13 protein-coding genes are annotated in these 14,441 nt (G+C 60.1%); 7 read left to right on the forward strand and 6 right to left on the reverse strand.

The features are described from left to right. On the forward strand, positions 1-1,080 hold a 1,080-nt coding region (locus AC2FLG_RS20090; RefSeq protein ID WP_496707720.1), incomplete at its 5' end, for a COG4223 family protein. A 10-nt stretch (positions 1,081-1,090) separates the two neighbouring features. Beyond that, positions 1,091-2,587: a heme biosynthesis protein HemY gene (locus AC2FLG_RS20095; RefSeq protein ID WP_271950672.1), complete on the forward strand. Its 1,497-nt coding sequence runs from the start codon at positions 1,091-1,093 to the stop codon at positions 2,585-2,587. On the opposite strand, the gene AC2FLG_RS20100 is transcribed toward AC2FLG_RS20095, so the two are convergent. From AC2FLG_RS20100 to AC2FLG_RS20110, 3 genes are read right to left on the reverse strand one after another with little or no spacing between them, the layout of a single operon-like run. Next, on the reverse strand, positions 2,584-3,618 hold the full coding sequence (locus AC2FLG_RS20100; protein WP_496707722.1) for an ABC transporter substrate-binding protein: 1,035 nt from the start codon (positions 3,616-3,618) through the stop codon (positions 2,584-2,586). The genes AC2FLG_RS20095 and AC2FLG_RS20100 overlap by 4 nt on opposite strands. Continuing rightward, positions 3,615-5,012 carry a sensor histidine kinase gene (locus AC2FLG_RS20105; RefSeq protein WP_496707723.1) on the reverse strand — a complete coding sequence of 466 codons (1,398 nt, stop codon included), beginning with the start codon at positions 5,010-5,012 and terminating at the stop codon, positions 3,615-3,617. Before AC2FLG_RS20105 ends, AC2FLG_RS20100 begins: the two co-directional genes overlap by 4 nt. Further along, a complete protein-coding gene (locus AC2FLG_RS20110) occupies positions 5,005-5,676 on the reverse strand; it encodes a response regulator transcription factor (RefSeq protein ID WP_142637501.1) in 672 nt (223 codons plus the stop codon). The genes AC2FLG_RS20105 and AC2FLG_RS20110 overlap by 8 nt, the downstream gene beginning before the upstream one ends. 147 nt (positions 5,677-5,823) lie before the next feature. Between AC2FLG_RS20110 and AC2FLG_RS20115 the strand changes: the two genes are divergently transcribed. The 5 genes from AC2FLG_RS20115 (at position 5,824) to AC2FLG_RS20135 (ending at position 10,522) form a co-directional block, all read left to right on the forward strand. Continuing rightward, positions 5,824-6,792, forward strand: a complete 969-nt coding sequence (locus tag AC2FLG_RS20115) for a Bug family tripartite tricarboxylate transporter substrate binding protein (protein ID WP_142637503.1) — start codon at positions 5,824-5,826, stop codon at positions 6,790-6,792. A gap of 86 nt (positions 6,793-6,878) precedes the next feature. Continuing rightward, entirely contained in the window at positions 6,879-7,310 is a 432-nt protein-coding gene (locus AC2FLG_RS20120; protein ID WP_496707724.1) for a tripartite tricarboxylate transporter TctB family protein, read from the forward strand. Between the two features lie 10 nt (positions 7,311-7,320). Beyond that, entirely contained in the window at positions 7,321-8,859 is a 1,539-nt protein-coding gene (locus AC2FLG_RS20125; protein ID WP_142637508.1) for a tripartite tricarboxylate transporter permease, read from the forward strand. 144 nt (positions 8,860-9,003) lie between these two features. Further along, positions 9,004-9,456, forward strand: coding sequence for an SRPBCC family protein (locus tag AC2FLG_RS20130; RefSeq protein WP_496707726.1), 453 nt, complete (start codon positions 9,004-9,006; stop codon positions 9,454-9,456). Positions 9,457-9,547: 91 nt separating this feature from the next. After that, positions 9,548-10,522 (forward strand): hypothetical protein, encoded by a 975-nt coding sequence (locus tag AC2FLG_RS20135; RefSeq protein WP_496707727.1) that lies wholly within the window; start codon positions 9,548-9,550, stop codon positions 10,520-10,522. A gap of 41 nt (positions 10,523-10,563) precedes the next feature. On the opposite strand, the gene nadC is transcribed toward AC2FLG_RS20135, so the two are convergent. Genes nadC through nadA form a run of 3 tightly spaced genes read right to left on the reverse strand, consistent with a single transcriptional unit; the run spans position 10,564 to position 14,042 of the window. Continuing rightward, complete coding sequence (nadC, locus tag AC2FLG_RS20140) at positions 10,564-11,418, reverse strand: carboxylating nicotinate-nucleotide diphosphorylase (protein WP_496707729.1); 855 nt, start codon at positions 11,416-11,418, stop codon at positions 10,564-10,566. Beyond that, positions 11,415-12,983, reverse strand: a complete 1,569-nt coding sequence (locus AC2FLG_RS20145; RefSeq protein WP_496702958.1) for an L-aspartate oxidase — start codon at positions 12,981-12,983, stop codon at positions 11,415-11,417. The genes nadC and AC2FLG_RS20145 overlap by 4 nt, the downstream gene beginning before the upstream one ends. A 6-nt stretch (positions 12,984-12,989) precedes the next feature. Continuing rightward, positions 12,990-14,042, reverse strand: a complete 1,053-nt coding sequence (gene nadA, locus AC2FLG_RS20150) for a quinolinate synthase NadA (RefSeq protein WP_496707731.1) — start codon at positions 14,040-14,042, stop codon at positions 12,990-12,992. Positions 14,043-14,441: the final 399 nt, after the last annotated feature.

Genomic DNA, 14,441 nt, shown 5'->3' on the forward strand with positions numbered 1-14,441 from the left:
GAAGCCGAAGCCGAAGCCGAAGCCGAAGCCGAAGCCGAAGCCGAAGCCGAAGCCGAAGCCGAAGCCGAAGCCGAAGCATCTCTTATGTCGCCTGATCAGACCGTCGCAGAACCGCCGGTCGAAAAACGCGGCGGCTTTATCCCGGCTCTGATTGGCGGTGCGATTGCTGCGGCGGCCGGGTTCGCTCTGGGTCAAAGCGGCGCGTTCTCCTCGGGTGAGTCCGACGCAATCGCCGCGCTTGAGGCGAAGCTGACCGCACAATCCGATCAGATATCAACACTGTCGAAGTCTCTGACCGACGGGTCGGATCTGTCCCAGAAGATTGACACGCTGACCGGCCAAATCGCGCCAATCACCGCTGATCTGGATGGGGTGAAATCCAGAATATCCGATCTGACCAACAAGGTTGATCCGCTTGCCAGCCGTTTGGCCGAGTTGGAAAGTGGCGCGCTGACGCAGGGCGCTTCACCTGAAACCGGCGCGGCCATCGAGGCCGAGCTGAAAAAACTCCAGGACTCTTTGGCCGCGCAACGGGCCGAGGTGGAAAAGATGGTGTCCGACGCTCAGACGCTCGAGGCCGAGGCTGCAGCAAAATCGCTGGCGGCGACCAATGCAGCCCTTCTGTCACGGGTGCATGAACAGTTGAATACGGGTCAACCTTATGGCGACCTGATCGCCGAACTGAAGGCCGCAGGCGTAACCGTTCCCGAGGCGCTGGCAGCACCGGCAACCGAAGGTGTCGCGACGATTGCAGCACTTCAGGACAGCTTTGCGCCCGCTGCGCGCACGGCGTTGGCCGATGCGCGGGACGCGGACAAGGGCACCGGAATTGTCGCGTTTTTGCAGCGCCAGACAGGTGCACGTTCGGTTACCCCGCAAGAAGGTGACAGCCCCGATGCGGTCCTATCGCGGGCTCAAGCTGCTTTGTCGGGCGGAGATGTCTCTGCTGCCCTGGATGAGCTGAAATCCCTGCCCGATGCAGCCAAAGCTGCATTTGAAGGGTGGGAACAGGCGGCCCAGACGCGGGTTTCTGCTGTGGATTCTGCAAATGCGCTTGCCTCAAGCGCGAACTCGAACTGAGGGGCCTGCTATGCTGTGGTCACTGTTTAAGATCCTTGTTTTTGTTGCGATTGTCGGCTTGTTGGCTCTTGGCGCCGGGTTCCTTATGGAAACCAAAGGCGGGGTGCAGATCACAGCGGGTGGCACGGAATACACGCTTGGTCCGCTTCAATCGGTCATTGCGCTAGGCGTGATGATCATTGCGATCTGGCTGTTCTTCAAGCTGCTGACCCTGCTGATCGCCACGCTGAAATTCCTCAATGGGGATGAAACAGCCCTGTCGCGTTATTTCGACCGCAGCCGGGAACAGCGCGGATATCAGGCATTAACCGATGGGATCATGGCGCTTGCCTCGGGTGAGGGGCGGATCGCGATGAACAAGGCTGCCAAGGCCGAAAAGCTGCTGAACAAACCCGAGCTGACCAACCTGCTGGTGGCCCAGGCCGCCGAGATGAATGGCGATACCCAAAAGGCATCTGAAACCTATAAGAAACTGGTAACGAATAATGCCACGCGTTTTGTGGGGGTGCGCGGTATCATGAAGCAGAAGCTGGCCGAAGGCGATGATGACACCGCCCGGAAGCTGGCCGAAAAGGCATTGGCCATCAAGCCACGCCATCAGGAAACGCAAGATATCCTGCTGGGCCTGCAGACCAAGTCGCAGGATTGGGCTGGGGCGCGATCAACGCTGACCGCCAAGCTGAAATCCGGGCATTTGCCGCGCGATGTGTTCAAGCGCCGCGATGCGGTGCTCGCTTTGTCCGAGGCAAAGGGCATTCTGGACGAAAGTTCGACCGTAGAACAGCAGGAACAGGCAATCGAGGCCAACCGCCTTTCCCCTGATTTGGTGCCTGCCGCAGCGATGGCTGCCCGTGCCTATATCGAAAAAGGCAAGCCGCGTGCCGCAACGAAGATTCTGAAAAAAGCATGGGAGGCACAGCCACATCCCGATCTGGCCCATGCTTTTGCCGATATTGCACCGGATGAATCACCGGCCGAGCGCATCAAACGCTTTGCGACGTTGACCCGCATACACGCGCAGAATCCGGAAACCTGCCTGATTCTGGCCGAGTTGAACATCGTCGCCGAAGATTTCCCCGAAGCCCGCCGCGCGCTGGGGGATGTGGTCGAAAAACAGGCTGATGCCCGCGCCTACACGCTGATGGCAGCGATTGAACGCGGCGAAGGGGCCTCGGATGTGGTTGTGCAGGGCTGGCTGGCAAAGGCGCTGAACGCGCCGCGCGGGCCGCAATGGGTCTGCGATAACTGCCATGACATTCAGCCGGAATGGGGTCCGGTCTGTCAGAACTGCCACAGCTTTGACACGCTCAGCTGGCAAACGCCTCAAACTCCAGAGATCGCCTCGGCCACCGGTGTTCACATGCTGCCGCTGATCGTTGGCGCGCTTGAGGACAAGGCCGACACCGATATGGATGAGGTCGACGAGGCCGATGAGCCTGAGGTTATTGAGGCAGAGATCGAACCGGTTCGGCCTGATATCGAACCTGCCATCGACGAAAAGACCTAACGCGCACTTTCCACGTCGAAGGCGTCGTTCCACAGCTTAAACAGCTCGGCCCGTCGGTTCTGATCTCTGGCAACCAATAGAGCCGGCGACAGGGCGATGAACCTTCGGGCGCTGGGCGTTAAACCCGTATCGGCGGTGTCCATCTGGGCGACGAGACCCGAGGTGGCCAGCAGGGTCTGCCCCTGCGACGACAGCAGAAAATCCAGGAATTCCGTGGCGGCCTGTTTGTTCTGCGCCTGGCGCGGGATCATCAGGGCACGTGACAGGACCAGAGTATAGTCCTCGGGCAGGATCACCCCAATGCCCGGGGCTTTGGCATTGGCCACATAAGACCCCAAAACGTTATAGGCGATCAAAAAGCGCCCATTGGCCACATCGCGGATGATTTCCGCAGAACAGCAAGTGGCCACCGCGTCGATACGTGCAAAACCTTCGATCAAAGAGCCGAAAGTCGTGGCCTCAAGGCTGTCTCCATAGGAAAACAGATAACCTAGACCCGAGGCCGCGATGTCATAGGTTGCCACGCGCCCACGCAGTAGATCCGGCTGGGTCCGCATCATGTCCAGCAGGGCGAACCGGCTGCGTGGGACGTTCTGATCCTGTAACAAGGTCTTGTTATAGACGATGACGGCGGGTTCGGTGGTGATCCCCCACAGCTCATCCCGCCAGCGTCGCGCGGCGGGCAGGGCATTGGTAAGGTCGGATTGAAACCGGTGTCCGCAGGCCGAATTCACCAGCCAGACCATCTGTTGAATCGCGGATGAGAACACGATGTCTGCAGGATTCTCACCTGTTTTACAGACCGTGCGGCTGTGTTGGAACAGAGCGTTAGATCCCCATTGTTCATAAGTGACCTGCAGATTGGGGTTCAGCGCCGTAAATCGTTCGAGCACGGGGGCGATGATCGCAATGTCGGTGGTTGACCGGATCAACATCGGATCCTGACCTGCGCCGAATTCTGCGATGGCTTCTTGGGCGCGCGAAAGCGAAGGAATCAAACTCAGCGCTACAAGGGCTAGGGCTCGGATCATGTGCTGCTCTCATCTGTTCTGGCCGGGAAACTCAGCGCAGCGCGAAACCCGGTTTCATCCCGCCCCATCTCAACTCGGCCGTCAAAGGCCTCAGCGGTGGATTTCACGATGGACAGGCCCAGGCCGGTGCTATCCTCGCCCGAACCTGTGCTGCGATTGAACCGGTCCCCCAGCTGATCGGCGATTATGGTCGCAGGCCCGGGCCCCTGATCGCGCACCCACAGAACAGCGCGCGCGCCCTCTTGCGCGGCGCCAATACGGACGGGTGGCAGACCATGACGCAGAGCGTTGCCAAGCAGGTTCTTGGCGGCTTCGCCGATCGAAAAGGCATCGCCATTCACAAGAACTGGCGTATCGCCGATTTCCAGACGCACCTCGATAGTGGGGGCCATCAATTCATGATCGCTGTGTTCCAGCACGTCCAGCGCCACTTCGCGCAGGTCGACGGGCAGCCGCGGGGCGCTGTCGATACGGTGGATCACCATGGCGCGCGACAGCAACTGATCCAGCAGCGTGCCCAGTGACCGGGTGCGCCCCAACAGCCGATCCAGCGCGCGCGTGCGGGCTGGAAGGTCGGGATCGTCCTGCGCAATCTCGGCCTGTACCCGGATTGCGGCCACGGGTGTGCGCAGCTGATGGGCGGTGTCGGCAATCAGGTTGCGCATCGTGTCCACTTGCCGGTCCAGCCGCCCCATGAACCGGTTCATCGCGCTTAGCATCACCTGCAACTCGCGTGGCAACCCGTCGCTGGCCATCGGCGTCAGGTCATAGGGATCGCGGCGGGTCAGATCATCGGACAGCGCCTCAAGCGGGCGCAGTGCCGAGCGGGTGACAAACCACGACATGATCAGCAGCAACAGCCCGGCCAATGCCATCGGCAGCAGGGCATCGCGCATCAGGCCCACGGTCATGGATTGGCGCGCGCGTAGGGTTTGGCCGACCAGAATTTCGACCTCGCCCGAAAAATCGCGCTCGGCAAACAGGCGGGTAACGCGGACGAAACGGGCGGGTTCCCCGTTCAGATCAGAGGCGAAATAGACCGGCGCAGTGCCAGTCTGTGGCGGCACCTCGATCACGGTGTCCCGGTCCAGCCCGGTTATGAACGGGCCATCCGGTACCTGAACCGCATAGAAAATACGGTCATCAGGCGCCTGTGCCAACAGTTGAAAGGCCGAGACTGGAAGATCGACAAAGGGTTGGCCATCTTGAATGCGAACGGATTCGGCAATGTCACTGGCCGCGCCCAGCAGCAGCCGGTCATAGGCCTGCCGCGCAGCAAGGCGACCATTGGCCCAGATCGACAGGCCAACCAGAAACCCGCCCAGAACCAGGATCAGAACCACCGCGCTTAGAACGCGGGCCGTCAGGCTGTGGGGCAGGCGCAGCCTAGTCATTCAGACCGATCCGATACCCCACCCCACGCTGGGTGGTAATGCTGATGGCGCTGCCGGTGAATTTTTTGCGGAGCCGTGCGATATACAGCTCGATCGCGTTTTCCCCCACATCGGCGTCTTCGAACCCGTAAAGCGAGTTATACAGCCGGGATTTCGACAGATACTGACCTTCGTGCCGGATCAGGGCGTCCAGGACCGCCGCCTCGCGCGCGGTTAGGTTCAGGCGTTTACCGTTCAGCGTGGCGCTGCGATCCTTGGCGGCATAGATCAGCGGACCCAGCGTGATCTGTTCGCTTTTGCGATCGGCATCGCGCCGGACAAGGGCGCGCAACCGCGCCTCAAGCTCGCGCTGGTCAAAAGGCTTGCCCAAATAATCGTCGGCACCTTTGTCCAAAGCGGCGACACGATCTTCGACCGAAGTCAGTGCTGTCAGCATTAGCACTGGGGTGCGGTCGCCGCTGTCTCGGATTTTGCCCAGAAAGTTCAGGCCGGACCCGTCAGGCAGGTTTATATCCAAAAGCATCGCGTCATAGGTTTGAACTGCGCGGAAATCACCTGCGGATTCGACAGTGGTCGCCAGATCGCAGACAACGCCCGACCGCGCTAGATGAGCTATTACGCCTTCGGCCAGATCTACGGCATCCTCGATCATCAATACGCGCATTGTCCCCCCGCGCCCTGCCCTGAATTTCTGTGACAGGTTCGTGACAGCATTATTCTGTAAACAGTACCAGCCCGCAAGGACAGTCCCTTGCAGGAACAGGTTTCGGTTGCAGGACGCAGCCCAAAAAGACCAGAGGAGGAGACACGAATGAAACTGTTTGGAACAAGCGGCGCGATTGCGGCTGCTGTTTTTGCCCTGTCCGGCGTGAGCGCCAGCGCACAGGAATGTATTGCCCCGGCCAACCCCGGCGGCGGTTGGGATTTCACCTGCCGTCAGGTCGGTAAATCTCTGCAGGATCTGGGTCTGATCGACCAGACCATGCAGGTTGTGAACCTGGCCGGCGGCGGTGGCGGTGTTGCCTTTGCCGAGGTCGTCAACAAGCGCGGCGAGGATAATGAGCTGATCGTAGCGGCCAGCGCAGCCACGGCGACTCGCCTAGCGCAGGGCGCCTATCCAGGCAACACCATGGATCAGGTGCGTTGGCTAGCGGCCATCGGTGCGGATTATGGCGTGATCGCCGTTGCAGCCGATAGCGCGGTTAACACGCTGCCCGACCTGTTGGATCAGATCAAATCCGATCCGACGTCTGTGTCCGTGGCGGGCGGTTCCGCCGTGGGCGGTTGGGATCACCTGAAGGTTCTGATCGCGGCCAATGCCTATGGCATCGAGGACGTACGGTCGGTCAAATACATCGCCTTTGATGGCGGCGGCGAAGCTGTGACCCAGCTGTTGGCCGGTTCGGTTCAAGCCTTTACCGGTGACATCTCGGAAGCCAAGGGTTTTGTCGACTCGGGCGATATCAAAGTCATCGCCGTTTTGGCGCCTGAACGTCTTCCCGGCGAATTCGCCGATTTCCCGACGGCCAAGGAACAGGGCATTGATGCCATCGGCGCAAACTGGCGCGGGTTCTACGCCCCTGGCGGAATGAGCGATGAGGCCTATGGCGATTGGGTTGGTAAGATCGGTGATCTTTACGCCTCGGATGAATGGAAAGAGGTCATGGCCGCCAATGGTCTGGCCCCGCTGGACCTGCAAGGCGCAGCTTTCCAGGATTTTGTTGCGCAATCCGTGGGTCAGATCCAGACCATCTCGAAAGAGATCGGGATCATCAAATAAAACCAGCACTCACCTGAGAGCGGGGTGTCGCGCCGGGCGCGCGGCACCCCGACCAGGCCCATACTTCCCTTACATAGGAGATACCCATGAGTGACCGCATTTTCGGGGTCTTCGGCATTCTTCTTGCCATCGGCTTTGCCCTGTCAGCGTTGGTGATCGAAGAGAGCTTTCTGTCAGACGCGGTTGGCCCCAAGGCCTTTCCACTGATTGTCGCCGCCATCCTTGGCCTGTCCAGCGCGGTCATCGCCCTGCGCCCGGATGCCGAGCCTGAATGGCCCGCGCTGGGCCGTCTGGTCGAAGTCGGCGCCGCCGTTGTTGTGATGATCTTCTACGCCGAGCTGTTGCCGGTTCTGGGATTTGTCATCTCTACCGCCTTTGCCGCCGCCTATCTGGCCTGGCGACTGGGGTCCGGCCCGATCGAGGCCGTTGTGGTTGGGGTTGGAACCTCGGTCGGCATCTACGTCATTTTCCATCTGGTTCTGGGCCTGTCGCTGGCCCGCGGACCATTGGGTTTCTAAGGGGAACGTCATGGAAACTCTTGCATCCCTAGGAGACGGGTTTGCCATCGCATTGACATGGCAGAACCTGTTGCTGGCCCTGTTGGGCTGTTTCCTGGGTACGATTATGGGCGCGCTGCCCGGTCTGGGCCCGTCGAACGGCGTGGCCATTCTGATCCCGCTGGCGTTCACGCTGGGGCTGGGCGCGACGCCGTCTCTGATCCTGCTGACCAGTGTGTACTACGGGGCCATGTATGGCGGGCGCATCTCGTCGATCCTGCTGAACATTCCGGGGGATGAGCCCGCGATGATGACCTGTCTGGACGGGCATCCAATGGCCAAAAAAGGCCTTGCGGGCGAGGCGCTCTCGCTGTCCGGTATCGCCTCATTCATTGGTGCGTTTCTGGCCACATGGGGCCTGATCTTTCTAGCGCCGCAGCTCGTCAAGATCGCGCTGTTGTTTGGACCGGCTGAATATTTCGCCCTGTTCGCGCTGGCCTTCATGACGCTGGGCGGCGTGTCCTCGACCAATCAGGCGAAATCGGCTTTTGCCGCTGCGCTGGGCCTTGGGTTGGCGACCATTGGTGTCGATACCCAGACCGGCGTACCGCGGTTCACCTTTGGTGAGGTGCACCTGTATGATGGGCTGGATTTCCTTGTCGCCATTGTCGGCCTGTTTGCCCTGTCCGAAGTGTTCATCTTTCTGGAAAACCGTCATGGCGGGTCGGATGCCGCTGGGCGCAAGTTGAATATCGGGCGGCTTTACCCGCCGATGTCAATGATCAAGCAATGCATGCCGACCATGCTGCGCACCTCATTCCTGGGCTTTCTGGCGGGGGTTCTGCCGGGGGCCGGGGCGTCTTTGGGCTCGTTTATTTCCTATTCGATGGAGAAACGGCTGGTCGACAAGGACAACACATTTGGCACCGGTGATCCGCGTGGCGTCGCCGCGCCCGAGGCCGGCAACAACGCCGCCGCCGGGGGGGCCTTGGTGCCGATGCTGGCGCTGGGCGTGCCGGGGTCAGGGACCACCGCCGTGCTGCTGGCGGTTCTGCTGGCGTTGAATATCACGCCCGGACCGCTGCTGTTTACCCAGAACCCGGATGTGGTCTGGGGCCTGATCGCTGCGCTCTTCATTGCCAACTTCATGTTGCTCGCGATGAATATCCCGATGGTGGGCCTGTTCACCCGCGTCCTGATGGTGCCTTCGCGTATCCTGATGCCCGTCGTGGCGATGGTCAGCTTTGTGGGTATTTACGGCATCTCGGGGTCCAGCTTTGATCTACTGGTGATGATTGGGTTCGGTGTCATGGGCTGGGTTCTGCGCAAGCTGGACGTGCCGCTGGTGCCGATCATTCTGGGCACGCTGCTGGGCAACTCGATGGAGAATAACTTGCGCCGCGCAGTCACCATCGACAATGGCAACTGGTGGACGCTGGTTGACAGCCCGCTGGCCATCGGCTTGTGGTCCATTGCCCTGATCGGATTTGTTCTGCCTCTGATCGTAGGCGCGCGTGTCAAAGCCAAGATGCATCAGCGCCGCGACGAAGAGGGCGCGATCAGCGACTGACCGCATTGGGCGTCACCGCAAACCGGTGGCGCCCGATTAGGTAAGATTTGGGGTCGCGTATCCTGATCTGAAACAAAAAATTGAAACATTTGGCAAAAACCGCGTTATTGATAGGCACAAAGCTGTTGTGCGAAGGATGCCAGAATGGAACTCAGTGACGAAATCCGCATCGCTGCCCCGCGGGACGTGGTGTATGAGGCGCTGAACAACCCCGATATCCTGCAGGAATGTATCCCCGGCTGCGAAGAGCTGACCCAATCTTCGCCGCAAGACCTTGAGGCAAAGGTGGTTCTGAAAATCGGCCCGGTGAAAGCGCGATTCGCGGGTCAGGTCACGCTGGATAAATCCAAGGCACCGGACGGATTTTCGCTGCAGGGCGAGGGCAAAGGCGGGGCTGCCGGGTTTGCCAAGGGCGGTGCCGATGTGACCCTGACCGAAGACGGGTCCGAGACGGTTCTTGCCTATACTGCTAAGGTGGATGTCGGCGGCAAGATCGCCCAGCTTGGCAGCCGTTTGATTTCCGGGACTGCCAAGAAACTGTCGGGGAAATTCTTTACCCGGCTCGGAGAGATCGTCTCAGAACAATCCGGCAGCTAGCCAGTTTCGCGCATTTCAGTTGACGGCGACCTCATTCGGCGCAATCACAAGAAAAACTGGCGGGCCAAACCCGAAGCAGGAGGCCAGAGTGATGGATTACGCGCAGCTGGAACGTCTTGAGAAGCGGGTTTCACTCAAGCCCAATGACCGACAGGCCATCCGGCAGCTTGTGACGATGCTGGAATATTCCAACCTGCCGAAACAGCATCTGGGCGCCTACAGCAAAGCGCAGCTAGAGGTGACGGGCGGGTTGAAAAAGGGCTGGCAGGCAGCCCTGGTCGACACCGGACGGCAGACCGCCGCCTATTCCGGTTGGATGAAAGCCCTGGACACACAGAATATCCAGTTGGCCGTGCCCATCGCCCAGATCTATGTGGGTCAAACCATCACCATCAATGGCGAGCATGGGAATTGCGGCCAACGCCTGAATTTCTTTGAAGAAACCAAGGTGATTTGTGGCCTGTGCCACGAGTGCTACAAGGTGCAGATCCTGCCTGAGAACCTTGAGGGGATGTTTCAGGTCTATTTCTTGCTGCTCAACCTGCAGCTGCCCAGGGACAATGCCAGAAAAAGCATGATCGAGCTGCGCGAAGCGGTCAAGTTTCCCTATAAGGCGTATATCTATTGTGAGTCGATCGCAGAGGCGAAAGAGTGTCTTGCGATTTTCCGTGCCGCACAGGCGGAATTTGAGATCACCGGGGTTCATTCGAAAATATCCCACGGATGTTCTGAATACAGTATGGAATACCCCGAATTTAAGTATTCCGAGGGTGCGGGGGACGACTTTGAAACACCATCCGATTGGAGCGGGATCGAAGAGGCGTATTTCACGGACATTCCGATGCCTGCCCCGGAAAGACCAAGCAATTCCAAACCGATCCTCAGCTTGCGGGACGTTTTTGCCTTTCGCACATGGGTCAGGTTCGCTGAGCTGATCGGTGATAAATCCTGCGAAAAATATGGAACACGTCTCGGCCCGGAGCTGCCTCAGCCCTTCGTCAAGCGTGTACAGGGGCAGGCGCGGGACCGGCACAGGGAAATGGTGGAGCTTTGCGCACAGGGTTAGCAGCTGTAGCCCATGTGTCAGTGCTGACGCGCGACCGTGGTCTAGACCGGAAAGTCCAATCCCAAATCCACGGTGCGCGCCGAATGGGTCAATGCACCTGAAGAGATATAGTCAACACCCGTTGCCGCGATTGAGGCGATGCGATCCAGTTTCACATTGCCTGAGGCTTCGGTCTTGAGCCTGCCATGCACCATCGCCACCGCCTCGCGCAGCATGTCATTGTCCATATTGTCCAACAGGACGACCGAGGCGCCTCCGACCTCAAGCACTTGGGCCAGTTGGTCCAGGCGGTCCACCTCAATCTCGACGGCCATCATGTGGCTGGCATGTGCCTTGGTGGCCTCCAGCACCTGACGCACCCCGCCAGCGGCTGCGATGTGGTTGTCCTTGATCAGGATCGCATCTGACAGAGAGTAACGGTGGTTGAAGCCGCCGCCATGCAGCACGGCCAGTTTTTCAACCAGACGCATTCCAGGGGTTGTTTTGCGGGTGCAGGTGACGCGGGCATTTGTGCCTTTAGTTTCAGCCACGAAGCCGGCGGTCTTTGTGGCGATCCCGGTCAGGCGACCGGCAAAGTTCAGGGCCACCCGTTCGCCCGACAGGATTGAGGCGGCCGATCCCTTGATGGTCATCAGCGTATCGCCTGCCTTACAGGGTTGGCCATCGGCAATATGCGTGGTGATGTCCAATGAGGGGTCGATCAGGCGAAACGCCAGCGCCGCGACTTGCATGCCGGACACGACCGCATCCTCGCGCGCGTTCAGGCAGGCATCATAGGTGGTATCCGCCGGGATCACCGCGCGGGTGGTGACGTCGCCATAGCTGCCAAGATCTTCCATCAGGGCAATGCGGATCATCGGTTCAAGGACAAGATCGGGAACGGTAGAGAAGCTCATGATTGCTCCTTGCAGGCCTGCGCGCGGATGGCGAGTGCTTGGGAAAAGTACATTTCGGACCTTTTGCCGGGTCCGGCCGAGGGGTCGGGAAAATCGGATCGTTCATGCGCGCCGCGGCTTTCTTTGCGTGCCAAAGCGCCCGCGGCGATCAAAGTGGCGGTGGCACACATGTTCAGGAAAGACGGGTTGTCGCTGTTTGCCGCCTCGAGCCGCGCGATGGTGCCAAGCGCTTTGGTCAGGCCCTTGCGATCACGGATAACGCCAACATTGCGAGTCATGGTCTGGCGCAGCTCGGCCACGGCGGCGGGGTCTGACGGAGTGCCGCCGTCCTCGAAACTGATTTCCAGCGGCGGCGTCGCGCCGGTTGCTGGCAAGGTTCCGGCGATGCCTTCCGCGCAGATGCGGGCGTAGACCAGCGCCTCAAGCAGACCGTTCGAGGCCAGACGGTTGGCGCCGTGCAACCCGGTCGAGGATGCCTCACCGCAGACCCATAAGCCGTCGATACTGGCGCATCCGCTGGTGTCGGTCGCGATGCCACCCATGTGGTAATGCGCTGCGGGGGCGACGGGGATGGGCTCCTGCGCCGGGTCGATTCCATTGCGGGCGCAATATTCCGCGACCGAGGGGAACTGAGCCTTGATCTCCTCGCCCAGAACCTCGCGCGTGTCCAGCATGGGGCGGTTGCCCGCCTGAACCTGAGCATAGATGGCGCGGGCGACGACGTCGCGCGGGGCAAGCTCGGCATCCGGGTGGATGGCCTGCATGAACCGCGCGCCATGACGGTTGACCAGAATGGCGCCTTCACCGCGCAGCGCTTCGGTTGCCAGCGGCGCAGGGTCTTCGCCGACATCCATGGCGGTGGGGTGAAACTGCACAAATTCGGCATCCGAAATCAGCGCCCCCGCGCGCGCAGCCATACCGATGACCTGCCCACGGATACGCGGCGGGTTGGTGGTCAGCGCATAGAGCCCACCGGACCCGCCCCCGGCCAGCAACACGGCAGCCCCGCGCAGCATCACTGGGGCTGACCCGCCCTTATCCGCACGCTGAATGCTGACGCCGGTAACACGCCCATCCTCGACATCCAGCCCTAGGGCCATGGTGCCCTCCAGCACCTGGATCGAGGGTGTTTCCCGGACCTGCTCGATCAGGGCGGCCATGATCTGTGCGCCTGCCTGATCGCCCTTGACCCGGACGACGCGGGCAAAGCTGTGCGCGGCCTCGCGCGACAGCACGTAATCGCCGCCCGCGGTCCGGTCGAAAGGCGTGCCCAGCGTGGTCAGGTCCAGAATATAGTCGCGCGCCTGACGCGTCACCAATTCGGCCACCTGCGGGTCAACGGTGCCCGCACCGGCATTTACGGTGTCGTCCGCGTGGCTTTCCGGGCTGTCATGGGCGTCCATCGCCGCAGCCACTCCCCCCTGCGCCCAGGCGGAACTGGCACCGTCGCCCAACGCTTCAGGAGAGATCACCACCACCGGATGCGGGGCCAGTTTCAGCGCAGCATACAGCGCGCCCAGCCCGGCGCCCACGATGATAACGCGGTCGGTGGTGAGGGTTTCCATCTCGGATCAGAGACCCAGCTTTCGCGACAGGTCGATCATCGCCTGCACCGAATGGCGCGCTTTTTCCGCGATCTCGGCGTCAACCTCGACCTGACCTTCCATCGTGTGCAGCACATAGAGGATTTTTTGCAGCGTGATCTTCTTCATGTAGGGGCACATGTTGCAGGGGCCGACAAAGTCGACCTCGGGCAGTTCATCGGCGATGTTCGAGGCCATCGAGCATTCGGTGATCAGCATCGCCTTTTCGGGCTTTTCGGTGCTGACATACTTAATGATCCCGCTGGTCGAGCCAGAGAAATCGGCCTCGGCCACCACTTCGGGCGGGCATTCCGGGTGGGCTATCAACCGCGTGCCCGGATTCCATTTGCGAAAATCGCGCAGGTCTTGCGCGGTGTATTGTTCATGCACGATGCACGAGCCCGGCCAGTACACGATGTTCTTGCGGCTTTCATTTGCCACGTTCTGCGCCAGATACTGGTCCGGCGTCATGATGACGGTGTCGGATTCCATCGCATCGACGATCTGAACGGCATTGGACGATGTGCAGCAGATATCGGATGCCGCCTTCACCTCGGCGGTGGTGTTCACATAAGAGACGACCGGCGCGCCGGGATATTTGGCGCGCATCTCGTCGATTCCCTCGGCGGTGATGCTTTCGGCCAGCGAACAACCCGCGGCCATGTCCGGCATCAGCACGGTTTTCTGGGGGCTCAGGATTTTCGAGGTTTCGGCCATGAAATGCACGCCCGCCTGCACGATCACATCGGCTTCGACGTCGCTGGCCTTCATCGCCAGTTGCAGACTGTCACCCACAAAATCTGACACGCCATGGAAAATTTCAGGCGTCATGTAGTTATGGCCCAGAATGACCGCGTTCCGCTCTTTTTTAAGCGCATTGATCGCCTTGATATAGGGCGCATAGATCGCGAAATCCGGCGGCGTCACCACCCGGTCCATCCGGGCATAGGTCTCCTGCATTTCCTCAACCAATTCGGTCGAAGGTGTCAGGTCATAATGCTGAGAAAGCACATTGGTGATGCTCTGGTGAGTGACATTCATCTCGGCAGTCCTGCCTTGCGTATTGGGGTGGGAAAGGGGTCGGAATTCGTGCTGCCCGACCGTCCAAGAAAACGGTTGATTTCAAAGACGCACGCCTCTGATCGCACAATTCGAGCGGTTTTGGTCATGCGATCTGGATCATTCCGCATAACCGATGCCTTCGGTCGATACACATGCATAGCAAATCGGCATGAAAAACCGCTCTGAATGTCCTACTCAGTTGCGGGATGCATACGGTGAATTCCAGGCGCGGTAAACATACAAAACCCCAAGCCAATACCGGTATACGTGGATGAATGCGCTTACCTGCTGCAAATTTGCAGTTCGCGGAACAGTTTGTGGTCATCTCGGGCCGGGTCTCTGAGGAGGTGTATGGTCCGGGCGGCACGGCCCAACTTG

This window comes from Ruegeria sp. CDSA193 (assembly GCF_059611885.1).